The sequence below is a fragment of the Solibacillus sp. FSL R7-0682 genome, from assembly GCF_038005985.1.
GTDB lineage: Bacteria > Bacillota > Bacilli > Bacillales_A > Planococcaceae > Solibacillus.
The window spans coordinates 1,801,338-1,828,001 of record NZ_JBBOUI010000001.1; the positions used below are offsets into that span (position 1 = coordinate 1,801,338).

23 protein-coding genes, 1 pseudogene and 1 riboswitch are annotated in these 26,664 nt (G+C 35.0%); of the genes and pseudogenes, 15 read left to right on the plus strand and 9 right to left on the minus strand.

Going from position 1 to position 26,664, the window contains the following annotated elements:
• Positions 1–207 precede the first annotated feature (207 nt).
• The 3 genes from MKZ17_RS09230 (at position 208) to MKZ17_RS09240 (ending at position 4,243) form a co-directional block, all read left to right on the plus strand.
• A complete protein-coding gene (locus MKZ17_RS09230) occupies positions 208–2,199 on the plus strand; it encodes a catalase (RefSeq protein ID WP_340723448.1) in 1,992 nt (663 codons plus the stop codon).
• Positions 2,200–2,919: 720 nt separating this feature from the next.
• Positions 2,920–3,630: a cytochrome c biogenesis CcdA family protein gene (locus MKZ17_RS09235; protein WP_340723449.1), complete on the plus strand. Its 711-nt coding sequence runs from the start codon at positions 2,920–2,922 to the stop codon at positions 3,628–3,630.
• A gap of 121 nt (positions 3,631–3,751) precedes the next feature.
• Complete coding sequence (locus MKZ17_RS09240; protein ID WP_340723450.1) at positions 3,752–4,243, plus strand: CcdC family protein; 492 nt, start codon at positions 3,752–3,754, stop codon at positions 4,241–4,243.
• Between the two features lie 47 nt (positions 4,244–4,290).
• On the opposite strand, the gene MKZ17_RS09245 is transcribed toward MKZ17_RS09240, so the two are convergent.
• Positions 4,291–4,758, minus strand: coding sequence for a DUF2621 domain-containing protein (locus tag MKZ17_RS09245; protein WP_340725529.1), 468 nt, complete (start codon positions 4,756–4,758; stop codon positions 4,291–4,293).
• A 107-nt stretch (positions 4,759–4,865) separates the two neighbouring features.
• Between MKZ17_RS09245 and MKZ17_RS09250 the strand changes: the two genes are divergently transcribed.
• From MKZ17_RS09250 to MKZ17_RS09265, 4 genes are all read left to right on the plus strand, one after another.
• Positions 4,866–5,084 (plus strand): DUF1659 domain-containing protein, encoded by a 219-nt coding sequence (locus tag MKZ17_RS09250; protein ID WP_340723451.1) that lies wholly within the window; start codon positions 4,866–4,868, stop codon positions 5,082–5,084.
• Between the two features lie 33 nt (positions 5,085–5,117).
• Positions 5,118–5,339, plus strand: a complete 222-nt coding sequence (locus MKZ17_RS09255) for a DUF2922 domain-containing protein (protein ID WP_340723452.1) — start codon at positions 5,118–5,120, stop codon at positions 5,337–5,339.
• A 66-nt stretch (positions 5,340–5,405) separates the two neighbouring features.
• The gene (locus MKZ17_RS09260) at positions 5,406–5,537 is read left to right on the plus strand and encodes a YvrJ family protein (protein ID WP_340723453.1); all 132 of its coding nucleotides are present in this window, start codon (positions 5,406–5,408) and stop codon (positions 5,535–5,537) included.
• Between the two features lie 123 nt (positions 5,538–5,660).
• On the plus strand, positions 5,661–6,275 hold the full coding sequence (locus tag MKZ17_RS09265) for an SCO family protein (RefSeq protein ID WP_340723454.1): 615 nt from the start codon (positions 5,661–5,663) through the stop codon (positions 6,273–6,275).
• Positions 6,276–6,384: 109 nt separating this feature from the next.
• Here the strand turns inward: MKZ17_RS09265 and MKZ17_RS09270 are convergent, their stop codons facing one another.
• Genes MKZ17_RS09270 through MKZ17_RS09285 form a run of 4 tightly spaced genes read right to left on the minus strand, consistent with a single transcriptional unit; the run spans position 6,385 to position 9,786 of the window.
• Positions 6,385–7,248, minus strand: a complete 864-nt coding sequence (locus MKZ17_RS09270) for a metal ABC transporter permease (RefSeq protein WP_340723455.1) — start codon at positions 7,246–7,248, stop codon at positions 6,385–6,387.
• Positions 7,241–8,119 (minus strand): metal ABC transporter permease, encoded by an 879-nt coding sequence (locus MKZ17_RS09275; RefSeq protein WP_340723456.1) that lies wholly within the window; start codon positions 8,117–8,119, stop codon positions 7,241–7,243. The genes MKZ17_RS09270 and MKZ17_RS09275 overlap by 8 nt, the downstream gene beginning before the upstream one ends.
• Complete coding sequence (locus tag MKZ17_RS09280) at positions 8,116–8,856, minus strand: metal ABC transporter ATP-binding protein (RefSeq protein WP_340723457.1); 741 nt, start codon at positions 8,854–8,856, stop codon at positions 8,116–8,118. Before MKZ17_RS09280 ends, MKZ17_RS09275 begins: the two co-directional genes overlap by 4 nt.
• A gap of 9 nt (positions 8,857–8,865) precedes the next feature.
• Positions 8,866–9,786 (minus strand): metal ABC transporter solute-binding protein, Zn/Mn family, encoded by a 921-nt coding sequence (locus MKZ17_RS09285; protein WP_340723458.1) that lies wholly within the window; start codon positions 9,784–9,786, stop codon positions 8,866–8,868.
• 507 nt (positions 9,787–10,293) lie between these two features.
• On the opposite strand from MKZ17_RS09285, the gene MKZ17_RS09290 reads away from it, so the two are divergent.
• The 3 genes from MKZ17_RS09290 (at position 10,294) to MKZ17_RS09300 (ending at position 15,439) form a co-directional block, all read left to right on the plus strand.
• A complete protein-coding gene (locus tag MKZ17_RS09290) occupies positions 10,294–13,746 on the plus strand; it encodes a hypothetical protein (RefSeq protein ID WP_340723459.1) in 3,453 nt (1,150 codons plus the stop codon).
• A 122-nt stretch (positions 13,747–13,868) separates the two neighbouring features.
• Entirely contained in the window at positions 13,869–14,495 is a 627-nt protein-coding gene (locus MKZ17_RS09295; RefSeq protein ID WP_340723460.1) for a LysE family translocator, read from the plus strand.
• 209 nt (positions 14,496–14,704) lie between these two features.
• Entirely contained in the window at positions 14,705–15,439 is a 735-nt protein-coding gene (locus MKZ17_RS09300; RefSeq protein WP_340723461.1) for a TspO/MBR family protein, read from the plus strand.
• A gap of 111 nt (positions 15,440–15,550) precedes the next feature.
• Here the strand turns inward: MKZ17_RS09300 and MKZ17_RS09305 are convergent, their stop codons facing one another.
• On the minus strand, positions 15,551–16,660 hold the full coding sequence (locus tag MKZ17_RS09305; RefSeq protein ID WP_340723462.1) for a copper resistance D family protein: 1,110 nt from the start codon (positions 16,658–16,660) through the stop codon (positions 15,551–15,553).
• Positions 16,657–17,199: a copper resistance CopC family protein gene (locus tag MKZ17_RS09310; protein ID WP_340723463.1), complete on the minus strand. Its 543-nt coding sequence runs from the start codon at positions 17,197–17,199 to the stop codon at positions 16,657–16,659. Before MKZ17_RS09310 ends, MKZ17_RS09305 begins: the two co-directional genes overlap by 4 nt.
• Positions 17,200–17,441: 242 nt before the next feature.
• Between MKZ17_RS09310 and MKZ17_RS09315 the strand changes: the two genes are divergently transcribed.
• On the plus strand, positions 17,442–18,476 hold the full coding sequence (locus MKZ17_RS09315) for a beta-carotene 15,15'-monooxygenase (protein WP_340723464.1): 1,035 nt from the start codon (positions 17,442–17,444) through the stop codon (positions 18,474–18,476).
• A 49-nt stretch (positions 18,477–18,525) separates the two neighbouring features.
• Here the strand turns inward: MKZ17_RS09315 and MKZ17_RS09320 are convergent, their stop codons facing one another.
• The gene (locus MKZ17_RS09320; protein WP_340723465.1) at positions 18,526–20,241 is read right to left on the minus strand and encodes a methyl-accepting chemotaxis protein; all 1,716 of its coding nucleotides are present in this window, start codon (positions 20,239–20,241) and stop codon (positions 18,526–18,528) included.
• A gap of 240 nt (positions 20,242–20,481) precedes the next feature.
• Between MKZ17_RS09320 and MKZ17_RS09325 the strand changes: the two genes are divergently transcribed.
• The 4 genes from MKZ17_RS09325 to MKZ17_RS09340 all read left to right on the plus strand — a co-directional run bounded on the left by MKZ17_RS09325 (position 20,482) and on the right by MKZ17_RS09340 (position 25,424).
• Positions 20,482–21,024: a dehydrogenase gene (locus MKZ17_RS09325; RefSeq protein WP_340723466.1), complete on the plus strand. Its 543-nt coding sequence runs from the start codon at positions 20,482–20,484 to the stop codon at positions 21,022–21,024.
• 131 nt (positions 21,025–21,155) lie between these two features.
• The gene (locus MKZ17_RS09330) at positions 21,156–21,881 is read left to right on the plus strand and encodes a DUF2087 domain-containing protein (RefSeq protein WP_340723467.1); all 726 of its coding nucleotides are present in this window, start codon (positions 21,156–21,158) and stop codon (positions 21,879–21,881) included.
• Between the two features lie 310 nt (positions 21,882–22,191).
• A riboswitch (glycine riboswitch) is annotated at positions 22,192–22,270 on the plus strand.
• 152 nt (positions 22,271–22,422) lie between these two features.
• Positions 22,423–23,760, plus strand: a complete 1,338-nt coding sequence (locus MKZ17_RS09335) for an amino acid permease (RefSeq protein ID WP_340723468.1) — start codon at positions 22,423–22,425, stop codon at positions 23,758–23,760.
• A gap of 239 nt (positions 23,761–23,999) precedes the next feature.
• The gene (locus tag MKZ17_RS09340; RefSeq protein WP_340723469.1) at positions 24,000–25,424 is read left to right on the plus strand and encodes an alanine/glycine:cation symporter family protein; all 1,425 of its coding nucleotides are present in this window, start codon (positions 24,000–24,002) and stop codon (positions 25,422–25,424) included.
• Positions 25,425–25,732: 308 nt separating this feature from the next.
• Here MKZ17_RS09340 and MKZ17_RS09345 read toward each other — a convergent pair.
• Positions 25,733–26,140 (minus strand): annotated as a pseudogene (locus tag MKZ17_RS09345) (transposase); the annotation flags it as partial.
• Positions 26,141–26,664 lie beyond the last annotated feature (524 nt).

Consider the following 26,664-nt stretch of genomic DNA (forward strand, 5'->3'; position numbering starts at 1 on the left):
ACTTTAGGACCAAGAGCTTGGATAGCAAATCCAAGCTTTTTTTTGTATTAATCGTTGTTAAATAAGAAAAAATAGTTTCATTTGTCATATAACAGGGAACAACTTAATTGGCTTTAATTATAGAGAGGTGTACTTTTTTGGACACATTAAATAATTGAAGTGGGCTTTTAAAACATTTATTTAAATTTGACAAGGAGGCTTTTCAAATTGAAAAATAATAAAAAGCAAGAACAATTAGAGCAGTTTAAAGTGAATGATAATGGACAACCATTGACAACTAATCAAGGCGTAAAAATTAATGATGATGAACATTCATTAAAGGCGGGTGAACGAGGTCCAACCTTATTGGAGGATTTTCATTTTCGCGAAAAAATGACACATTTCGACCATGAGCGTATTCCGGAGCGTATTGTACATGCACGTGGTACTGCAGCTCACGGTGTTTTTGAAAGTTATGATGATTTTAGTGATATAACGATGGCGAACTTTTTAAGTGAAAAGGGGAAGCAAACACCTGTATTTGTTAGGTATTCAACCGTTGCAGGATCACGTGGTTCCGCTGATAGTGTACGAGATGCACGTGGTTTTGCGACAAAGTTTTATACAGATGAAGGGAACTATGACTTAGTCGCAAATAACATTCCTGTATTCTTTATTCAAGATGCAATTAAATTCCCTGATATTATTCATGCATTAAAGCCAGAGCCGCATAATGAAATACCACAAGCTCAGAGTGCACACGATACTTTTTGGGACTTTGTAGCGAACAATCAGGAATCGGCACATATGGTTATGTGGGCAATGTCTGATCGAGCTATTCCAAGAAGTTTTCGCATGATGGAAGGCTTTGGTGTTAATACATTTCGTTTTGTCAATGCACAGGGAGAAGCACACTTTGTAAAATTCCATTGGAAACCAGTTTTAGGTTTACAATCTTTTGTCTGGGATGAAGCGCAAAAAATAGCAGGTAAAGATCCCGACTTCCATCGTCGAGATTTATATGACAATATTGAAGAAGGTAATTATCCTCAGTTCGAGCTATGTGTTCAGCTTATTAAGCAAGAAGATGAACATGCGTTTGATTTTGATGTATTAGATCCTACGAAACTATGGCCAGAGGAAATTGTTCCATTACGTAAGCTAGGAGTGATGACATTAAATCGGAATGTAGACAACTTCTTTGCCGAAACTGAACAAGTAGCCTTCCATCCAGGACATGTTGTACGAGGGATTGACTTTACGAATGATCCATTATTACAAGGGCGTCTTTTTTCTTACACAGATACTCAGTTGATTCGATTAGGTGGTCCGAACTTCCATGAGCTGCCAATAAATCGACCTGTTTGCCCATTCTTTAATAATCAACGAGATGGTTATTCACGCCAAACGATCAATACGACACGTATTACGTACCATAAAAACTCGATGCAAAATAACACCCCATATGAAGTACCAGCTGAACAAGGGGGCTACAAACATTATGAGGAGAAGGTTGAAGGACGTAAAGTACGTGCCCGCAGTGAATCCTTTAAGGATCATTTTAGCCAGGCACGCATGTTTTGGAAGAGCCTTTCACCAATCGAGCAGGAGCATATTTTAAAAGCATTTAGCTTTGAATTAGGAAAAGTAGAAAGTATTCATGTGCGCCAACAGGTCGTTGATATGTTTGCAAATGTGAGTAGAACTTTAGCCGAGACGGTGGCGAAAAATATTGGTGTAGCACCTCCAGATCCGTCAATTCAACCAGTTGAAACATCTACAATTTCTCCAGCACTAAGCATTTACCATAAGCCTGTATTATTCTCAAAATCTAAAAAGGTGGGAATTATTGCAGCAAATAATGATCCAATTGATTCTATAAAGAATCAATTGGAAGCGGAAGGCATTACAGTTGAAATTATTAGCGATAAGCAAGGCGAAATAATGGGACAAAAAATTGATCAAACGCTTGATACAACGTCTCCAGTATTATATGATGGTCTGTATATTTTCTCTAAATTTGAGGATGATATCGCCAATCGTAAAGCCGATATGTTTATTGATGAGGCATACAACCATTATAAGCCAATTGGGTTTGAAAATTCGGGTATTATGAACGATAGCTATAGCGGGCACCCTGGGATAGAGACGAATGTGGCAGAATTTCTCCAAGCTTTAAAAGTAGGGCGCCACTTTGATCGTCCCCTTGCGATTGGTTAAAATGTAAAAATTTAAATTGCTACTAAAAATGCAGACACCCCCCATTTTTGATGTACGAGAAAATGGGGGTGTATTTAATAGTAAAATAAATCGAGTCATCCTCACACCCAATATTTCCCTCGGAATAGTTGTTTAAAAATTCCGATTAAAAGGGAATAGTAGGGCTAAAAGGTAGGTGATGAAGGTGCAAGCAGCACTAAAATATTTCCGACAAACGCATCTCGAATATTTATGGCTACACTTCCTTGTGGCCGTCGTATTAGTTGTCACTTCCGTCTTTTGGTTTGTACTTCCGTATTTTATGATTAGCTATGGTCAATATTCAATTACAATCATAGGAAAATTGCTCATGATACTTGCGCTTTTTTTATTACCCTCGATGCTACTTACATTACATTGTTGGTTTATTAATTTTCAAGCCGCTTTAAAATGGAAGCGAATTCATCCTCAAGAATGTGTATGGCGCACGTTATTTAAGTTCCAGTCGAGAACGATAATCATAGTTATTATATTTACGTCCATTATTTATTCGATTTTATTTATCATTGATATGATTCGATCGTAAATAAATTGGCGCGGTATTATGTGCAAATGGAACGTTTTTGTGCTTCACAGATCTCACACAGCTTCGTCAAAAAAAATTCACATTCAAAAAAGAAGTAATGTTATATAAAATTTGGTACGATTGAGGCATCAATGTGAAGGAGATTAACAGACAGTATGAATACAGACATAAATATCTTTTTGGCATTCGGTGCGGGCTTTTTAAGCTTTGTGTCACCCTGCACCTTGCCTCTTTATCCAGCCTTCTTATCTTATATAACTGGAATGACGTTAGATGAGCTTAAAAATGAACGAGGTATGATGCAAAAACGCGCTATTTTACATACTCTATTTTTCTTACTCGGATTTTCAATCATTTTCATTGCCATTGGTTTTGGAACTTCGATAGCCGAGTCATTTTTTATTCAGTATCAACAGTTATTACGACAAGTAGGTGCCATCTTAATTGTTGTTTTTGGTTTGATGATCGTAGGGCTATTACAAATTGACTTTTTAATGAAGGACCGAAAATTTATGTTTAAAAATCGGCCATCGGGCTATTTTGGTTCGGTATTAATCGGTCTTGCTTTTGCAGCTGGCTGGACACCGTGTACAGGTCCAATTTTAATGGCCATAATTACACTTGGTGGGACAAATCCAGATTCAGCGATTTGGTATATGCTTGCTTACTTTTTAGGCTTTGCAATTCCATTTTTCATCCTGTCATTCTTCATTTCTCGAATGACATGGATTCGAAAAAATAGCCAATTGATTATCAAAGTAGGCGGTTATATTATGATCGCGGTAGGTGTTTTACTATTCTTTGATGGGTTAACGTACATTATTTCAATCTTTACAGGGATTTTTGGTGGATTTACTGGTTTCTAATAGTTACATGCTAAAAACGACATGCTATACTAAGAATAATGAAGGATTATACAAGAGCGAGGCATTATTCATAAATGTACTTATATAGTAGAAAATTAGTCAGCATAAGAGGAGGAATATAATGTTTGACAATATACCTTCTCAATATTTATTAATAGGTTCGACAATTATGGCAATTTTTATGGGTTCGTTTGCCATGTTTATACGGCTACGGGCGCAAAAAAAGCCTGTCACAGCCAAGAAAATAATGATTCCACCCTTTGCGATGTCAACGGGTGCGCTCATGTTTATTTTTGAAGAATTCCGAGTCGGCCCATTACAAATACTTGAGGCGGTTGGAATAGGACTATTATTCTCGGTCGTCTTAATTGCAACATCAAAATTTGAAATTAGAGATGACGCCATCTATATGAAGCAATCGAAGGCATTTCCATTTATCTTAATCGGATTATTAATTTTACGAATCATCTTGAAATTAGTTTTCTCAGATAGTTTTAATATCGGGGAACTTGGAGGAATGTTCTTCTTATTAGCATTTGCAATGATTTTACCATGGCGTATCGGAATGCTTATTAAATTTAAAAAGCTACAAAAAACCTATAGTGGTGCATAAAAAAACCTTACAAGGCAACAAAGTTGCTTTGTAAGGTTTTTCTAGTTTTATACGTCCAGTAAATGCTCATACGGAGATGTATCAATTTCCATTTGATTTAATTTTTTACGCAAAAATTTGTGATCGCGCTTTGGTGAAGCAATTATGTAACCACGTATAATTAAATCCAGATTAATTTTAGTTGCATGTTCCTCTATGGCTAACTCGCCAATTTTACCTGCAATTTTCTCCTTGGCTACTTGACGAAAGAGTTCAGGTACCGGACTTACTAATTCTGCAAGCAATACTTTTTCTTCATCGCCCCATAAATGAATCGTTTTATCTAAATAAATATTTTGCCAGTCTAAATCCGACTTACCATCCGCTTTCGGAAGCGCTTTTAAAAATTTGCGGAACATGAAGAAGCCTCCGATGCCCATGAGCGAAATAAGTACAACTACCCAAAATAAGATAAACCATAAAAACCAGCCTTCTAAGCCCACAATTTTCACCTCTTTTTTGTAGATATGTAACATTTCTTCCAATGACTACTCTTATTATAGTAGGTTTTGTAAATTATTTCATCGGGATTGTCCCTTTTTTCAAAAAATCGTGACATATATAAAGTAAGGAGGTGATACCTATGAATGAATTCTCGTTTTTATCAGCAACGATGACGGTGTTCTATCAAACTGGCTTTGATGAATTTAATGAGCCGATCATTAAAAGTGCAACCTATCGTAACCTTGCTGATAACGTAACAGCTACTCAAATTGAAGCTGTAGCACAAGCACTTGTTCGTTTAACAGACTACAATTATATTGAATCTGTGAAAACGCAAAAAGACATTGTTACGAAGTAATCGTAAAAGAAAAATGATAGAGGAGGTGAAATCATGACACAAGTTTTACAATTAACATTTGCAAATGCTGATAATAAGACGATGACAGTAAGTATCGCGGACCCGAAATCGAATTTATCAGAAGCAGAAGTAAATGCAGCTATGCAAACAATTATTGATCAGGCCATTTTTGCGAATGAGGGCTTCGTATTTACGATTAAAAAGGGCGCACGTATTGTCGAACGCCATGTGACAAATCTTGAATTAAATGCATAATGCGCTTAGCCGGTGAAGTCCACTACTTTGCCGGCTTTTCTATTCTAATTGAAAGGAGGAATCTTCATGGAGCAATGGATTACGTTAATTCAAGAGGTAAGCTTTCCAATCTTTATTTCATTTTATTTGCTATATCGAATTGAAAAGAAACTCGAAGCAATTCATACGGCTCTCGTTTCGTTGAAAATTCCAACGTAAGGAAGTAAATTGTGAAACATCACTTCACAATATCGCCACACAACCTTTACGACCGAAAGTATTGTGTAAATTCTGTTCTTTCGCTAAGATGAAGGTAATGAATGGAAGAGTGGAGAGAGAGAAATGAACAAGAAGTCGATTGCACTAATTATGCTACTTCTTATGGCAACTGTGTTAAGTGCATGCAGCAATTATCAATTTAAACCAACAACAAGCTATGAAATTTCAGACTTTACAATGACGGATCATCGTGGGGATGAAGTTACATTAGAAAGCTTAAAGGGTGAGCCATGGTTAGCGATGTTCATCTTTACTAACTGTACAACGATTTGTTCGCCAATGACTCACAACATGACATTAATTCAAGAGCAATTAGTTGAAAAGGGAATTGAAGATTATAAAATCGTCGCATTTTCTATCGACCCAGATTATGATACACCGGAGCGTCTAACAGAATATTTAGCCCGTCACAATGCGCCGGATGAGTCAAAGTGGCATTTTCTTACAGGGTATGATCAAAAATTTATCGAGCAGTTCGCTGCCAATTCTTTTAAATCCCTTGTAAAAGCGATTGAAGGGGACGATCAAGTGATGCATGCAAATACGTTTTTCTTAGTCGATGAAAAAGGAATCGCTGTGAAAAACTATACGGGCTACTCACAAACAGAAGACGGTGTAGCGTATGATACGATTGCTGTTGATTTACAATCTTTAATTGAAGAACGATTAGGAAAGTAATAATAAGAAGTAAAATTTTAAACGAAAAAAGGTACCGAGAATTTTATTCTTAGTACCTTTTTTGTTAGATTTGATGGAGAATTCTAGCTACTACTTAAAAGGGCATCGCTCAAATATGCCGAGATTTCACTTGTTTTTGTCGTGCGCTTTGAAGCTTTGTCACAACAAACGTGACAATAAAAATAACCCCAATAATAGCTGCCATCATTCCCGATATGGAAGTATCTAACCACTTCGCTACATAATAACCGATTACAGCAGAAGATACACCGAAAAGTATACTCCAACTAAACATGGCTTTAACGGACTTACTAATTAAATAAGCCGTTGCTGCGGGACCGATTAGCATGGCAATTACTAAAATCGCACCAACACTATCAAACGCAGAGACAGTCGTTAGTGACACTGTTGTCATAAATCCGTAATGAATAAATACGATTGGAATCCCTATTGTCGCTGCATACATAGGATCAAAGGTAGAAACTTTAATTTCCTTATAAAAGAAATATAAAAAAGCAACATTTAATAATAGGACGAAAAGTAACATCCAAACGGCTTTAGGCATCGTGAGAGAAAAAATGGTTAGTTGCTCCCAAGGAACAAAAGCGATTTCACCCATTAAAACATGCTCCACATCTAAATGAACATTGCCGGCAAAAAGCGTAATGAGTAGCACACCGATGGCAAATAGTGTAGTAAACACAATACCGATAGCAGCATCCTCTTGCACACCAGAAGATTGTAGCAATTGTATAAAATAGGCGGTTAAAATCCCGGCAATTGCAGCGCCAATAAACATAGACAGTCCAGATAATGTTTGTGTAATTATAAAGGAAACTACAATACCAAATAACACCGTATGACTAATTGCATCTGCAACCATAGCCATTTTACGCAAAATTAAGAAAACACCCGTTATACTACAAGTGATACCTACTAATGCGCCTGTGAGAATAACCCAAAATTCAATCATAGTATGTCACCTTGCCTTGAAATCTTTTTCTTCGCAGCATTTTACTTAATTGCCCATTTGTAGGACTAAACAAGTAAGACAATAAAAACAGGGAAGAGGCTACTAATACGATTATAGGACCTGTAGAAAGTCCCGTTTTAAGTGAACTAATATACGTTCCGATTATTCCTGCTAGCCCGCCCATGATGCCACTAAATAAAAGCATTGAATAAAGTCTTCGAGTCCACAGTCTTGCAGTTGCTGCAGGAATGATCAGTAGGGCAGACATTAAAATGACACCAACTGTTTGAATACCTGTTACGATAGTCATGACAATTAAAGCGGTTAAGCTAGCCTTTAAAAATTCCACAGGGAGTCCGATACCTTTTGCGTAGACAGGGTCGAAAATCATTAGCTTCCATTCTTTATAAAAGAGTAAACTTACAATAATAATGATAAGCGCACTTAAAAATAGCCATAAAAGGTCATCCTTTGTCATTGCAGCAGCTTTCCCGAAAATAAAGTTATTTAGTCCGCTTTGATTGCCTCCTGGTTGTCTGTTTACTATCGTCAATAAAACAATACCTACACCAAAGAAAACGGCAAGTACTAAGCCAATGGCAGCGTCCGCTTTTAGTTTTGAAAAGCTGACAATCCATTGAATACAATAAACCGATAAGGCTGCGGTAATAGCTGCACCAATCATTAAAACAGGTAATTCCTTTTGGCCAGTAACGAGAAAGGCAATTGCAATACCAGGTAATGCAGCGTGTGCAGCTGCATCACCGACAAGGCTTTGTTTTTGTAAAAATGAAAAAGCGCCAGTGATGCCTGCTGCTATACCTAAAAGCATTGTTCCAAGTAATATCCATAATAAGTTACTAGAGATCATATAGTTGCACCTACTGATTCTATTAACAATAATTTGCCGCCATACGTTTTTTGTAAAAGGTCAGGAATAAAGACATCCTTCGTATCACCTGTCGCAATAATCGTTTGATTTAATAATATTGTATAGTCAAAATACTCTTCGACCGTTTGTAAATCATGATGAACGACAAAAATACTTTTTCCTTCACTTCGCAATTTTTTTAAGATTGTAATAATCGTTTTCTCGGTTGCTACATCAACCCCTGCAAATGGTTCATCTAAAAAATACACCTCTGGGTTTTGCGCAAGAGCACGTGCTAAGAAGACGCGTTGCTGTTGTCCCCCAGATAATTGCCCTATGGAACGATCGGCAAAATCTTGCATTTCTACACTTTTTAATGCATCCATTGCTAGTTTCTTATCTTGCTTATTTGGACGCTTGAATAGTCCCTTATGTCCGTATCTCCCCATTAAAACAACATCCAATGCTGTTGTAGGGAAATCCCAATCAACCGCATTTCGTTGTGGTACATAGCCTACTAATAAATCCTTTGGCTGATACGGCTTATTTAAAATAAAGACTTCTCCAACTTTATTTGGTATTTGTTTTAATATCGCCTTTAAAAATGTGGATTTACCGGCCCCATTTGGACCGATAATGGCTGTTAAACGTCCAGATGGTACACAAACATTTGCATTGTTTAAAACAACCTTTTTATCATAGGCAACAGATAAGTTTTCCACTAATAACGCATTCATTTTTTTCACCTACTTCAATGAATCAACAATTGTGTTGATATTATGTTTATACATTCCGATATACGTGCCTTCATGTGTTCCTTCAGCACCCATAGCATCTGAAAATAGTTCTCCACCAATTACAACGGAATGGCTTTTTTTCTTTGCCCCTTCGATTACCGCGTTCATTGCTTTATCAGAAACACTTGATTCAACGAAAATGGCCTTAATATTATTATCTACTAAATAGTTCACCATATTTTCAACGTCTTTTACACCATACTCTGATTCTGTACTTAAACCTTGTAGCCCACTAACCTTGAATCCTAAACTATCACCAAAATAATTAAATGCATCATGGGCGGTCACTAAAATACGTTGATCTGCAGGAATTTCTGTTACACGTTCTTGTGCAAAACTTTTTAATTGTTCTAATTCCGCTAAAAAGGATGCTTCATTTTTTTCGAACAATTCTTTATGTTCTGGGTATTCCTCAATTAAGCTATCACCGATCCCATCTACAATTTCCTTCCATAAATCAATATCAAACCATACGTGTGGATCATGAAGAGTCGTATCATTTGCATCGTCTAGTAATTTACCTTTATCTAGAATTTCTGCAGCTGCAACAACAGTCTTTTTTTCTGCCATTTGTTCAAAAATATCCTGTAACTGTCCTTCTAAATGCAAACCGTTATAAAAAATCACTTCTGCTTTATCTAATTTCTCAATATCACCTTGAGTCGCTTTGTATAAGTGCGGATCAACCCCTGGTCCCATCAACGTAGTGACAGTTAATGCATCACCACTAATTTCTTTTACAGCGTCTGCAATTTGTCCTGTTGTCGCAACGACAATACCGGACTTTTCAGTGGCCGAGCTATTTTCCTCGTTTCCATTACAAGCCATTAATAATAACGATAAGCCAAAAATTCCTACGTATTTTTTCATTATAGTATCCTCCTTTTCCCTTTGTGAATTTATTTTCGTGTATTTAATTTTATTTCACAAAAGATAATTTGTTTCCTTAAGGAAAAATATATGTCACAACTCAAAAAAATGCAACAGTTTTTTGGGCGAAGGAAAGAATTCATTTTCAAGCTCCAGCGACAAAATTTCACAGGAAGCTAATTGTAGAGGGTCTTTGTGCGCTTTTTCTGAGTGAAGTGGAGGAGGGGGAAAAGAAGGATAATACAAAGGGAATTTAGATATAAAACAATGGAGAATTTTAAAATAATGCTGAGTACGTAAAAACTTGCTTATTAATTGGACAAAGATAAAACATAGTGAATACAAAATTATACAAATTACAACATATTCTTTGGGGAGTAAATGGTATAATTAACGAAATTGACTAATAAATAGGTAATCTATACCGATATAATTGTCATAGGTTTTAAGTTAGGGAAATGAGTTTATACATAGAGCAAAATCAATCATATTGAAGGAGATGTACATATGAACTATAAAAAAATTATTGCAGCAAGTGCTGTCACATCTGCTGCTTTTATAGCACCAATGGTAGCTCAGGCAGAAGAAATAGTAGTAATTGAGAGGGATATATTATTAGATGCTGTTTATTCCTATGGTGGTCAAATTAAAATTGATTTGACGGAAATCGCATTGGATGATCAAACCACTGAAAAAATTACAAAATACGAATGGATCATCGTCGATGGTACACATGAAACAAAGCTAAGTGAAACAACGAATAAATTAACAATTCCAATTGCAGCAAATGGGAAAGAGATTAAAGTAGTTATTACAACTGAGTCAGGTGCAAAATATACGGATAGTGCGGCAATTAATGCATTAACAGAAGCGACTGTAAAGTTCAAGGATGATGAAGGGAAAGAATTAACTTCAGATAAGTATTTAGTTAATTCTTCTATTTATGCTTCTGATTTTAAAGTAGGTCAAGGTGAGGTTGTTACGGGTTATCAATGGTATATTGTAAACGAAAACAGTTATGAATTACTAACAGGAGAAACGGATTCAGACATTGATATTCCATTAAAGGCAAGTGGAAAACATTTAATGCTTGTCCTTGCAACAAAAGAAAACCATTACTATGCTTCTACAGTTAAAGTAATGCCACTTGAAATAAAAGAAGATTTTGAAGTGAAATTTTTAGTAGACGGAAAAGATCAAAATTCAACGAATTTAGCGTTGGTTCCTGGCGACAAACTTTCAATTAAAAATTTTGCCGTAATGGGGACGAATGGGGAATTATTAACTTCATCCCAATATGAAATAACGTATCAGTGGTATGTCATTAACGATAGTGAAAGTAAAATTTTACTGACGGATGCGACATCATCAAGCTATACAATTCCTTTAGATAGTGAGAAGAAGGGCTATAAGCGTTTTTCGGTTGATGTTACAATTACAATTCCAAGTATTGAGAAATCCTATCCTGTAACAGGAATTGCCGAGTTAAATGCTGATCCAACAAGTGATTTAATTAACTACATCTCACGAATTGTGAATTCATCCACAAAAGAGTATGCGGCCGATTTTTTAGGTTCTGACTTTAAACCTGAAGAGGTAAAGGAATTCGATAAATTTAAGGCGAACGTTTCATTCTTGAATACAAAATATAAAAATTTATCTACAAACAGCCAGAAACTCATTACAAACTATGCTGTTCTACAGCAGGCAAACCAAGATATTCAAATGGTAGCACCGTTAATTAGTGAATTGGAGAAGTTTAGTCAAGCTAAAGTGGCGTATGAAGATTCAAAATTAAAGCATGCGGATTTGTTGAAGCAGTTTTCTAAAATTCAAAGCTCGTACAATAAATTAACGAAGCTACAACGTTCACTACTAGCATTTACTGAATTTAATAATAACTATGTTGACGCTATGCAAGACTGGTTGAAAAAGAGTGAGGTTTCAACTGGTGGAAGTTCGAGTGAATACTTAACTTATCAAAAAATAGGAGACATCAATGAAGAAATATCTAAATTTATTGACATTTATAATAAAGAGTATTCATTTGATGGAACATTAGAGGAATTTTCAACGGAAGTAAAGACACTTTTATCAAAAGCATCGGCCATTGAAAAAACCTATTTGCCTTTAATTAACACGACAATATTAAAAACAGCACAAAATGATATTAAAAAAGCACAAAAGGTAATTGATGCGCTCAATAAAATTAGCACAATTACGGACCCAAAGAAAAAAACAACTGCTATCGTAGCTGCACAAAAGGCCTATAATAATCTTAATCCTTACCAAGCCTCATTAATAACGGACTTAACAAACTTAAAGCCTTCCGAAGAAGCAAAGGAAAATTTAGAACTAATCACTGAATTAATTGATCGAATTAAGGATTTAAAACCTTTACAAGAGTACAACTTAGATATTGTTTCATTAGAAATAGAATTAGATGAAATTCAAAGCATTTATAAAACATTAAGCTCGACTGACAAAAAATTAGTAACAAATTATGCTGTCGTGAATCAGGTGAAGAAAGACTTAAATGTTGCCAAGAAAGTAGCGATAGCGATTAATAATGCGTATTTAATACATGAGGAAGCGAAAGAGGCAAGTGATGAAAAGCAGAAATTGAAAGCTTTAAAATCGGCACAATCAAAATACGCTTCTGCATACAAAGCATATGTAAAGCTAACAAAGCTGCAGCAATCAATTTTACTAGAAGACAATGATTTTTTAGAGGAATCAATCGATTCGTTTTTAGGTTACTATGCTGAATTAACAGAGTTAGTGAAGACGCCAGAGTTTAAGGATACAGATGAAAAAGCTGACGAGAAATTTGATGAGTCTAAAGTTTCCGAAGTAATTAGCTTAATTGAATCTATTGATGGTATTTTAGCAAGTCCAGACAATAAATTAAGTGAATTAGAAGGGGCAATTAATGCTGCGAAAGTAGGGTATAAGGCGCTTACATCTTATGAGAAAAAACGTATTTATAACTATTCACTTATTTCAAGTGCGAATAGTACTTTAACGAAAGCGAAGTCGGAGCAAAAGAAATTACAAGCAGCAATTGCAACCAATGATCGTAAAAAAATTACGTCAGCTATTACTTCGTACAATAAAATAACGAATACGCAAAAAGCACTGATTTTAGCTGTTTATGAGCAAGCACAAGCATTAATCGGGGCAGATAATGTGTCGACAGATGACATTGCAAATGCGATTGAAGCTTTAAATACGGATTACACAGCTACAGCAATTAAAGAAATTCAAAAAAGTATGGAATTACTTTCTACAAAAGAGCAAAAGGCGATTGTTGGTTATACAACATATCAGGCTTCACTAAAGGATTTAAAAGCAGTGGAATCCTTTATCGCGAAAATGGATAAGCTCGGAACATCGCCAACGTATTCAAATAAACAATCCATCTTTGCAAGCTATAATAAGCTAACGCAAAAGCAAGTTGTACTATTTGAAAGCTATGAAGGGACGAACGAATCACCGGCTGAAATGTTAAGCGCATGGATGGAAGGGTTAGATACGAATGCGAAAACATTAAATAGCTTTATCGGGGATTTAATTATTAATGGACAATATCAGGATTCAAAATTAAATGATTCAAGTCCTTACAGTTTTACAATGGTAACAGGGGAAGGGGCAGCTTATTTGAATAGCTTCGATCAATTCCTTAAGGATGTCGATGCTGAGTATAAAAAATTAGATTCGAAGGAAAGAAAGCTAATTACTCATTATTCATTCATTAAAACTGCACAAAATGATTTAAAAGCTGTACGGAAAGTAGTTGAATTGGAAGAGCAAGTAGTGGCAGAAAAAAATAATAATGATGATGATAATACAGAATCTGCAAAAGTATTAGCGCTGAAAAAACAATGGGAACAAGCCTATAATCGCTTAACCGTTCAGCAACAATCTTTATATTCATTAACTAGTCCAACATTACCTTAATAAATTTCAAATAAACCCGATGCGTAAATTACGTATCGGGTTTTGAAATTTTTATCGCTAAAATTCACTACGCTTGTTATAATCAAAAAAATCAGAATTTTCTTGTTAGGAGATGGAAGCGTATGATCAACGTAACACTGTTTATTATTGCCTGCGTGTTGCTCATTATATTACCTGGACCGGATACGGCGATTGTAACGAAAAATACAGTTGTTGGTGGCCGTAATGGTGGATTTCAGACAATGATTGGCTCCTGTATAGGGCTTGCTATTCATACGATTGCAGCAGTTGCAGGTTTATCGGCAATTATTGTCAAGTCCGCAGTTGCCTTTACTCTATTGAAATATGTCGGCGCGGCTTATTTATGTTATTTAGGTGTACGTACATTAATGAATATGCGTGCGAAAAAAATGGATCTTGAAGAGGAGCCTATAGAAACAATGAAGGGCAATTCTTATTTTAAGCAAGGCTTTATAACGAATGTAACAAATCCTAAAGTAGCGGTATTTTTTTTAACGTTTTTACCCCAATTTTTAGCACCAAATAGCGAACCATTTTGGTCATTTTTAGTTATGGGCATTATTTATAGTGTTCTAACGTTTTTATGGTTTACTTTCTATGTATTTTTACTTGATAAAATTCGCAACTTTATGAAGCGACCAGCTACCCAGGCTGTCATTGAATCACTGACAGGGGTTGTTCTCATTGGCTTCGGTCTCAAGCTCGCCCTTGAAAAATCAAATGGATAAAATTTCGGTATAACATATTAAAAAACACATTAAATGGTGAAAAATAAAATGACTTCCTTTGACATATAGTAATAGAAAACGAGTGAATAACTATTGAAATAGTCCATACTTCATTCCTAGTAAATTGATTTTCAACATATCACGTATTTTTTAATAGTGTGAAGAAGAATCGTTATGGGTAAAAGTTAATGAACGAAAGGAGTGAACGTATGGGGCAATATGTTTTGATGTGGCTAAGTTTTATTGCCATGATTGTTGTGAACATTTTATCTGAAACTTTACCAATCAATGGCCAAACAACAGCGGAAATTTCCCACCGTTTAGACGTATACTTTACACCAGCAGGGTATGTATTTTCGATTTGGACGCTCATTTATATTTTGCTAGCAATTTGGTTAGTTTTACAGTATAAAAAGGTTAAAACAGGAGAGTTCAACTCGAAGATTGGCTGGTTATTTATACTATCTTGCTTATTTAATATCGGCTGGCTATATACTTGGCATTATGAGCAATTTATATGGTCTATGATACTAATGTTTTTATTGTTGTTCACATTGATCGGAATCTATTTACAATATTCACCTTCTGAATCAAAATTATCACAGCGCTTGCCGTTTTCATTTTACTTAGCGTGGATTTCTGTTGCGACGATTGCAAATATGAGCTATGTACTGAAGTATTATGATGTTAGTTTAGGTATTCCGGAAGTTTTAGGCTCTTTAATTTTAGTTGTCATTGCATCAACCCTTGCTTATATGGCATTGGTTAATTCAATGGATCCAATTTTTGTCCTTGTCATTGTGTGGGCATTAATAGGAATCGCAGTGAAGACGACGAATGAAGCAATGGAGTACGGTACATTAATCGTGACAGCGCTCCTCGTTGTTGCATCGTTGTTGACATGGGGTTTCCATAAGAAAAATCATACGAAATCTAAAGGATAATTCATACTTCTAAAATAATATCTATTAATTTAATTTTGGTCTAAATGGAAATAGGCAACGATATAAAGTAAAATTCAAATCGTTGCCTATTAGCGTTTAAGCATTTTGAGATTAAGGGACACAATAGCCTTCTAAATTAAACACGGTGATGGAAATAAATCCGAAATAAAAACACAGTGCAATCGCGAGTATCATTAATACCGAAATTAACAACGGAGCCTCTTTCACGTAACTAATAATTAGTAAGGCGATGAAGAGTGCTGTTAAAAGGAAGAACACTAATCCTATAGCAGTCATTTGGAAATGCCCAATCATTCCGTCTGTTAAAGGTGTCGTATAAAATAGCTGGAAAAGAGAAGACACATTTTCCATTTGGACGAATGGCATTGGTGGTTGATGTTCACTGAAAATAGCCGTAATAGCTAAAATCGAAAATAAAATAGCTAGCTCAAGCTTGACCCACAATACGGGATTAAAGCTTTTTTTATTTATTTTTAATTTAATTAATAAGCCGTTTGCCAAAATGACAATTGCAAGTGGTACAAGTAGTACATGCTTTACAAATAAACCAAGCCCATAAAATGTCGACCAGCCTGTAACATAAGCGGGTACAATCGTCTCCGTTAAGAACACACCACTCAGGGCAATCGCTGTGACACTTACAAGCGCGAGAGGTGTAAACCATTTTAAAAAGGCCTCCCAATTGTTAGAATCTAATGTAAAGAAGCTTAAAATGAGCAATACTCCAAACCAGCAGCTAACGGCAATTAAATGTATCCAGTCATTAAAAAAACCAACCGTAGAATCCATTGAGCTTGCATGGCTTGCATAAGCGACACCAGCTTGAATGGCAACTAATAAAGTTACATTTATAATCGGGTATAACCAATGTTGCGATTTTTGCATTTGGTGAAGAATGTACACGAAAATTAACGACAAGCCTACAATAGCTAACCATGCATGTCCCATTTTGTAAGAAAATAAAATTTTTTGTAAAGATTGTATTAGTCCAAATTGCGGCTGTAATATGACGAGCAATTGGATAATCGGTACAAACGTAAATACGGGTATACTCCAAGCACTTATATAGAGCCATTTTTCTCGTATAGAAATGGTTGGCTTATATTCACTAGGAATGAGTTTGAGAATTAATGATCCCATTAATACCGCGAAGGAAATGTATAGCAAAAACTGACTTATACTAATTAAAATCGTTATCATTTTCTTTTACGCTTCATTAACGTAATTAAACTAATTACGATAATTACTAATAATAGCCCACCTACAATAAGAAGGGGAGTGGCAGTGTTCGTTTGCGTGTCCTCTTCATTCGTTTCAGTTTGTTCTGCTTCAACTTGTGGTTCCGTTGATTCTTCTGATAGAGTGTTTCCTTCAGTTACTTCGTCGAGTGGTGCATTTACTGTAAAAGAAAATTGACCTGAAAGGGGATGACCGTCTTCACTAATACTGTTCCATGAAACTGTATAAGTATCATTCGGCAACGCTTCATCAAATGTTCCTTGCATCAAACCATTTTCTACTGTAACAGTAGCCGGCTTAAATTCACTTCCACTTGCACCCTTTACAATAAAAGTACTACCTTCTTCAATTTTCCCTGAATAGGTCAATTCAATTTTTTGGAGAGGTGCTGTGATTGTCGTACCATCTTCTGGGTTTGTCGTGTCTAAATACGTATGTGCTGCGGCATTCGGTACGAATAGTAATAATGCAGCAAGAATCGATAAGTAAAAAGTTCTCATAATAGTCGATTCTCCTCCTTTTCATTATTTTGGCTCTTGTTCATTGTAGCGGAAATGTGGAAGGTTTTCACTGTCGAAACGTTAGAAATGGGAAGTTTATGACAGAAATTTGTCATTTGGGCAAGAATGGAAAAAACGTAGTGGAATATACAAAGACATAGTCAACGTCCTATATTATAATTAGAATAATCAAATTATAGTGAAATTATAATTAGCAGAAGAAAAAAGGGGGGTGTCGACGTATGGTGTTCATTGAAAAAGGGCGTAAGGTTTGGTTAGCGCTTTTACTCCTTGTTTTAATTGGAAACTATGCCGTTTATCAAACATCTATTGGCATGCATATATTACCAGTTCCAGAACAAGCACACGGCGTTGTCGTTGGGTCTTTTATCGATTTAATGATTGTTGCTCCTGTGTTATTCATGTTGTATTTAAGGAAGTTTTCTTGGAAGCTGTCCATTACTTTAGCGGCACTAGGTTGTATAGCGATGAGATTGATAATCCCTATAGAGCTATTAGGACCATTTGAAAAAGTTACATTTATAGGAATTGGGATTGAACTATTATTAGTAGTCGTAGAATTAATTATTATCGTAACGTTTGTTCGCTATATGCCAAAAATCATACGTGATGTAAAAGAAAGTACTTTACCAGTGTTATTTTCATTCCATTATGGCGTAAATCAATATGTAAAGCATAACCCGATTATTCAAGTGCTTTGCGCTGAAGCACTTATGTTTTATTATGCATTATTTAGCTGGAAAAAAGCACCGATGTCAGGTATTACGATATATAAAAAATCAAGCTATATTGCCTTTCAAGTCATGATGATTCATGCCATTATAGTAGAAACGTTAGGTATTCATTATTTTATTCACGATAAGTGGCCTATTGTTTCCATTGTTTTGCTATTGTTTAATGTCTATTCAATCCTCTTTTTTGTAGGGGATATACAAGCGGTGCGCCTGAATCCAATTGCTGTGAACGAGCGCAGTATGTTCATTTCGCAAGGATTAATGAAGCGAGCAAAAATTGATTTTACGCACATTGAATGCATTATTGAAGACCGTGAATTTCTAGAGAAAAAACGTAAAAAAGATACTTTAGAGTTTGTTATGCGAGATTTTGAAACGGTGTACCCTGATTTTGTGTTAAAAATGAAGGTGCCGCAGAAAGCTACATTGTTTATGGGCATTGAAAAAGAGTATCGCTATGTAGCAATTAAGTGTGATGACCCAGTGCAACTTAAAGAAATTTTAAATGCTAATGTAGGGTAGTAAAAAGAGCCTGTAACGTTTTTACGTTACGGGCTCTATTCCATTTGGCTTATTGTAAGGTGAATTTCTTCACAATACCATTTAGTTCAGTAGCAACATTTGTTAAGTTATGACTAGATTGCGACATATCTTCCATTGCTGCTGCTTGCTGTTCTGAAGCGGCAGAAACCATTGCACTGTTTTTCGAATTGTTCATTGAAATTGTTAAAATCGTATCAGCGCTTGAAGTAAAGATGCTAAAATCTTTGACAATATGATTGACAGATGAAGTAGTCTTTTGCATAACAGGACCTACTTCTAGTGTGTTTTGTAAAATTTCCTGGAATTTTTGAGCGGTTTTTTCTGTAATTGTAAGTCCACTTTCAGCCTCATCAATGACAACATTCATAATTTGAACTGATTCATCCGTATCTTTTTTTATGTTTTCTAAAATTGTTGCAACAGACTTCGTTGCTTGAATTGATTGCTCTGCTAATTTCCGAACTTCATCCGCAACAACTGCAAATCCTTTACCATGCTCACCTGCACGAGCAGCTTCAATAGCAGCATTAAGTGCTAATAAGTTTGTTTGACCCGAAATCCAGTCGATAACTTTTAAAATTTCATCGACTTCACCGACTTGATTTGCAAGCGTTTGAACAACTTCATTGGATTGTTGAACGGATAATTTAATGTTTTTCATTTGTTCAACGTTTTTGCTCACAATGACAGAGCCTTCTTTCGACTCAGCAATTGATTTTTGTGCTAAACGGTCAATAGCTTGAAAATCTTGTTGGATTGTAGTAAAACCATTCGCTACGCGTTCTATTATTATTGCATTTTGTTCTAAACGGTATTTTGTTTCCTCTGCTCCTGAAGAAATTTCCTGAATTGAAGATACGACATGTTCTGCTGCAGCCGTTGACTGTTCAACATTGGCCATCAACTCTTGTGATGTATTTTCGACATGATCAGATGATGATTTTACTTTTTGTAAGTCGTTGTTTAAAGAAGAAATCGTTTCATTAAATGATTGGGTAAGTGCTCCAATTTCATCTTTAGATTGATAGTCACCATGAACAGTGAAATCTCCATTTTGTACTTTTCGTAATTGAACACGCAACTGTTCAATTGGTTTTGTTATCATGAGTGAAATTAATACTCCTAAAACAAGTAAAATAATAATCGCACCAATATTAATAATTACATTTCGTAAATTACTTTCATCCGAAGATGTAATACTATTTAGTACGATTTGTTCCGTTTGACCTACTTTAATTTGACTTAACATATGAAGTGTACTGATAAGATCTTCACGTGGTTGCTTAACTCTTTCATGGTACATTTTATAGGCTTCTTCATTTTGACCAGCTAAAGCTAATTCAATTACTTTATCTTGGTGTACTGTTAAACGGTCAACGGCATCATAGTAATCTACTACTCCTTGACGTTCCTCATCTGTTAAATTCATTTCACTATATTGAGCAAAATCTGATAATACTTGATCAATTCCATCATAAATTTCATTATGTAATGCTTGTTTTTCTTGTTGGTCAGTAGTCGTCATCATTTGAATAATGGTGCTGTCTATACGTAGGTTTACACTTACCGCATTGTTTAACCAACTATTTGGTATAAATTTTTCTTCATAGATCGTTTCCATATTATTTGCCATCTTAATTGATTGAATGAATGATAGACCGGCAATAACGATGGCGATAAGTATACTTATGGATATAAGTAATAATAATTTGCTACGCACTCTTAAATTTTTTAAAAAGTTCATTTATGTACCCCTTCAATGGATTTTGTTGTATTCGTGTATTTTATACTATAAAAATCTGTAAATCTAGTCTTAGTACCTATAATTTAATAAACTATCTATTTAGAAATTTAGGTTAATTTACCTTTATTGATAGTCGGAAAAGCATAGGGGGATTTTGAATACTCAATAAAAATTTGAAGAATTGTGAAACGAATTTATGAAAGAGCCGACTAATACTGTAAAGAATGGAAGGTGATATAAATGAAATACTCGATAATAATAAGTACATTACTTTTAAGCATTGTTTTGTTCGCCTGTACAGACGATAAACAGTCTGTCGAAGATAAATCAGTTTTGGATAATCCTACGAATCAAGAGCTTCCAAGTGGTACACAAATTGAGCATGAATTATTGTTTAACTTAAATTTTATTCCTCACGAAGTAGGAACAAGCTTATCCTTAATTCAAGATCCACAATTATATGAAACATGGGCAGACATTTTTCAATTTCCGTCCGTACCTGAAGTGGATTTCAAAACAGAAGAGGTATTATTTGTAACGACTTATGCAGATAGCTGCGACCGTATTTTTGAAGAAGTCACAAAAGAAGGAGATACATTGCTCGTTAAAATTAATTATCCAAAAGCTCTTCAACAAATAGCGCAAATTGCATGTAATGAATTGGCGGTTCCCAAAACATTTGTAGTAAAAATGAAGAAGACAGGGCTCACTTACGGTACTTTAATAGAAGTTAATCGCGTGCTTTTAGAAAAGCAATCGATCCTTTATGAAGTTAAGCAATAAAAACGTTTACCTTTATTACAGTTCAATAATGTAATAAAGGTTTTTTTATAAACAAATACAAATTTCGTTTACAAATAATTAAATACAGTGTAAATTGTTTATTAAATAGTAAACGAATCGAGGTTTTGTTTGTGGATTATGAAAATTTATCTATCCAACAGTTAATGCAAGGTTATTATGATAAAGAAGGATTGCTACACTGCTTATTTTGCACAACCAACTATTATGAACATGAAGTATTTCCAGTTGAAGGAAAATTTTTGAATGCACTAGGAATGATGGAAGTACATTTAACAGATGCTCATCAATCACCATTTCACGCATTATTACAGCAAGATAAAAAAATAACGGGATTAAGTGATGTCCAAATGGAAATGTTGGGTCATTTTTATGCGGGAGAAAGCGATCAGCAAATTGTCCGCGATAGCAGTGTCAATAGTGTTTCTACTGTTCGTCAGCACCGTTTCAAGCTACGTGAAAAAGAGCGCCAAGCTAAAGTGTTTTTAGCATTAATGCAGTTATTAAAAGAGCCACAAAACTATCAAATTCATAAGGGGGCAAAGCAAGTGGATGAACGTTATGCAATTGAAGAACAAGAACGGGAAAAGATATTAAAAACATATTTTAAAAAAGGGTTAGGTGGTAGTATCGAAATCATTCCGAGCAAGGAAAAGAAGAAAATTGTTATTTTACAGCACATTATAAAAAGATTTGATGAGCAAAAAAATTATACAGAAAAAGAAGTAAATGAAATATTAAAAGGTGTTCATGACGATTTTGTATCACTACGCCGCAATTTAATCGAATATGGCTTTATGCTTCGTAGTGATGATGGTGCAAACTATTGGGTGAAATGACATCTGAAGGTGCAAATGGTTAAATTATCAGGGGAATTTAAAATTTCATTATATTCTGTTTAATATTTTTTCTTTATAATAATACTCTTTTATGTGTAGAAAATGTTGATATTTCATTTGAATTGCTATTATAGTTGTATGCAACATAGGTTGTTACATTGTTTTTTTCGTGAAACATTGCTAGTATTAGTTATTGTACAATAATAGTATTGAAACGCGAGTATTAGAAATTTGAATTATTATCAAATTTTTATTAGCAACAATTGCATACATATCAATGCGAAGATCGCTGTGGATAAAACTACAGTCGGGAGCAGTTTCTGGAGAGAGCGCAATGCAAGCGTCGCCGAAGGGTTCATAATCTCAGGCAAAAGGACAGAAGAGTAATGAGGGAAGTTATTATTCTTACGTAACAGGGACTGGTGTAATTATCAGTCCTTTTTTTATTTTCAGAAAATTTGATAGATGGCCCGCGAAGACATACTCATTATTTTGCGCTACAAAATAGTAGACAAAAGTATATGATTTGGAGGGACTTGTCTTGGAACAACAACAATTAAAACGCGATCTTAAAAATCGTCACGTGCAACTTATTGCCATTGGAGGTACGATTGGGACGGGCTTATTTTTAGGGTCCGGAAAAGCAATTTCACTCGCTGGACCGTCCATTATATTCGCGTACTTAATCGTCGGAATCGCATTATTCTTCGTTATGCGTGCGCTAGGGGAGCTGTTATTATCTAAGGGTGGCTATTCATCCTTTACTGAATTCGCCACAGAATATTTAGGAGACTGGGCAGGCTATATTACTGGTTGGACGTACTGGTTTTGTTGGATCATGACGGCAATGGCTGACATTATTGCTGTCGGCATGTACACACAATATTGGTTCGATATTCCACAATGGGTGCCAGCAATTTTTTGTTTAGTCGTTCTATTAGTATTAAATTTATTAACGGTAAAATTATTTGGTGAATTAGAGTTTTGGTTTGCGCTCATTAAAATTATTACGATTGTTGCGTTAATTGCAATCGGTATTGTTTTACTTGTAATTGGTTTTGAAACAGAATCAGGGAAAGTGGCTGTATCAAATCTTTGGGAGCATGGTGGATTATTCCCGAATGGCGCATTTGGCTTCTTAATGGCCTTCCAAATGGTTGTGTTTGCTTTTGTAGGAATGGAATTAGTCGGTGTATCTGCTGCTGAAACGGCGAATCCGCAAAAAAACATTCCATCAGCAATTAACAAAATTCCTTTACGTATTTTACTGTTTTATGTTGGGGCGCTATTTGTAATTTTAACGATCAACCCGTGGGATACGTTAAGTGCAGCAAATTCGCCGTTCGTGCAAGTATTTGCGTTAGTTGGTATTCCGGTAGCTGCAGGACTAATTAACTTTGTTGTGTTAACATCAGCCGCTTCAGCGGGAAATAGTGGGATGTTCTCAACAAGCCGTATGCTTTATAGTTTAGCAAATCATAAGCTTGCACCAAAAGCATTCGCGAAATTAAATCAAAACAGCGTACCGCAAAATGGGTTAACATTTTCTGCAATTGTTGTATCTGTTGGAGCATTACTTAGTTACTTAATGCCAGAGAATGCATTTAGTATTGTTACGACAATTAGTGCCATATGTTTTATTTGGGTATGGAGTATTATTTTAGTATCCCATATTCTTTACAAAAAACGTCATCCGGAATTACACAAAACATCGATTTTCAAAGCACCATTAACACCATTTGTGAACTATTTCGTGTTGGTATTCTTTGTATTTTTACTTATTATTATGGCGATCTCAGAAGCGACAAGAATGGCTTTAATGCTGACACCTCTTTGGTTTATTTTGCTCGTTATTTTATATAGAAATCGAAAGAAATAATATGTATACGAAAAGGGCCATACAAGTAAATTGTGTGGCTCTTTTTTGTATGGTATGTGAGGTTTTGTGACATATTGTTAATGGGTATTTATTTGATGTAATACTCCGAGAAGTATTTTTTATTCTCTAAATGACGTCATTTCTATCATTGTAAAGTAAAATAATAATATTTTGTATTTTTAAATATTTTTTTGACAACACATTTTTGTAGTATGCTTATTTTTAAGGAGGTAGAAAAGATGACATTTATTGAAAACATTGTCGGTGAAATTAATACATTTATGTATTCATATTTATTAATATACATGCTTGTAGGAATTGGTTTATATTTCACGATACGTACTCGATTTGTACAATTTAGAATGATTCCAGAAATGTTCCGTGTGATCATTGAAAAGGCGCCAGTTGGTAAGGATGGCAAGAAGGGGATTTCTTCGTTCCAAGCGTTTACAATTAGTGCGGCCTCACGTATTGGTACAGGGAATGTTGCTGGAGTAGCGACAGCAATTGCCCTAGGTGGACCTGGTGCAATTTTTTGGATGTGGCTTATTGCCTTAATTGGTGGTGCGTCGTCTTTCATTGAAAGTACATTAGCACAAGTGTATAAAGTAAAGGACAAGGGCGGATTATTCCGAGGTGGTCCAGCTTACTATATTGAAAAAGGTTTGAAAAAACGTTGGCTAGGAATTGTGTTTGCAATTGCCATTACTCTTTGCTTCGGTTTTATTTTTAATGCAGTACAAGCTAATACGATTTCGATAGCATTCAATGATAGCTTTGGTGTATCGCGTACAGTAATGGGTGTTATTTTAGCGGTGTTAACTGCGGTTATTATTTTTGGTGGCTTACGTCGTATTGTTGCAGTTACAACATATTTAGTACCGATCATGGCAATTGGTTATATTATTTTAGCGTTAATTGTAGTTGTATTAAATATTACAGAAGTACCTGATGTGTTTGCGTTAATTATTAAATCTGCTTTTGGTGCAGAGGAAATGTTCGCAGGGATGATTGGGGCAGCAATCTTAAACGGAATTAAGCGTGGATTATTCTCTAATGAAGCAGGTATGGGTTCTGTGCCAAATGCGGCCGCAACAGCGGATGTGTCCCACCCAGTGAAGCAAGGGTTAATTCAAACACTAGGTGTATTCATTGATACATTAATTATTTGTACGTCAACAGCAATGATTGTGTTATTAAGTGATGCTTATTTAAGTGCAGATGCAGCATCAATTAATTTAACTCAAGCTTCCTTATCAGATAGTATTGGTGATTGGGCAGGTGCAGTTTTAGCGGTTACGATTTTCTTCTTTGCCTTTAGTTCTGTTATTGGAAACTATTACTACGGTGAATCAAATATCGAGTTCATCAAAAATTCTAAAGTTATTTTGAATGTATTCCGTATTTTAGTTGTTGGCTTTGTCTTCTTTGGTGCTGTAGCAAAAGTACAGCTTGTATGGGATTTAGCGGATGTATTCATGGGTATTATGGCATTCATTAACTTAATTGCGATTTTACTGCTTTGGAAAGTAGCAAAGAAAGTACTCGACAATTACTTAATGCAGCGTAAAGCAGGGAAAAATCCAGTTTTTTATGCGGATGAAATTGAAGGATTAGAAAATACCGAGTGCTGGGAGCGCGACCGCGAAAGCAAGCATGAATAATAATTGTGCAGATTTAGCGTTGGGCTCACCACCACATATTTGCTTTCAGCACTATGCAAATGGATTTTGAAGAGTTTTCAGGTATCGTAGAAATGGATGAGACTTATTTTCTATACTCAGAAAAAGGAAAGGATAATATAGATGGGCCTTCCCTTCATTGGGATTACTTTGGCTTCCAACTGGTTCTTCATTAGGATTAAAAGCTACCTCTGAACAACCAATTAATAAAAATATACTTGGAACGCAAGGAAACAAAGTGTTTCTTCAAAATATGTTTCCCTCCTCTATATCGAATATTAAATACTTATTTTCCTATTACTATATATTCCATTTCTCCAATAGAATAAAGTAATGAAGTGAATTTCAATCATCTCTGTTGCCTTACGAAGAGAATATCCCTCAATCAATCATACACTGGACAAAATCCAACCATTTGTGTAGAAGATGAGTACGATATAAAGGTGTATTAGTTACATTAGTAAAAGATTTACCGCAATCTTTACAACGGTAACGTTGACGTTCCATGGTTTTCATACCGCCCTTTACTGAATATTTTCAAAACGAACCGCATTATTTGAATGACAATGAGTACAAGTGTATCCACCTTTATACTTCTTTTTAGAAACCTCTTTAAAGACAGGTTCACTTGCAGAATATGAGTTAAGGGATTTAACGAAAAACTCTTTTAAATGATATTGGTCGGCTGTGTTTGTTTTTCAACCTCTTTAATGATCATTCGTATCACTCACAATCATTTTTTTCTACATTAAAAACGTTCGTTTTATTCAAATATCACAGAGTTATTTTACAGAGCCTTTTATAAAAAACTGTTATTAAAAATAAATGAGATTTTTCATTTTGATCAATCTTTGTTCAAAACGACAGCTTTTTATATACAGTAAAGTCAATGGTTTAGAGTAATGAATAATCAAACTTGTTTCTAAAGTAACTCCGACCTCAATAGAGCTCTTAGTGTGAGGTGAATGAGATTGAATATTAATGTAAATATAACTATAAAGATTTTTAATGAATGTATTTATATAAACTGCTAAATTAAGTTGATTAAGGAGAGGGAGTTCAAATGAAATACGAATAAATAAGAAAAAATATTGTAAGAAAAAAATCTTAGTATCTGAGTTAAATGAATTAAATCCATTAAAATATGTTGATTTGTGTTGTGGTAATAATTTTAATAGGTATTTCAATCTATTTTTAAATACATAGAATATTTTAAATTATT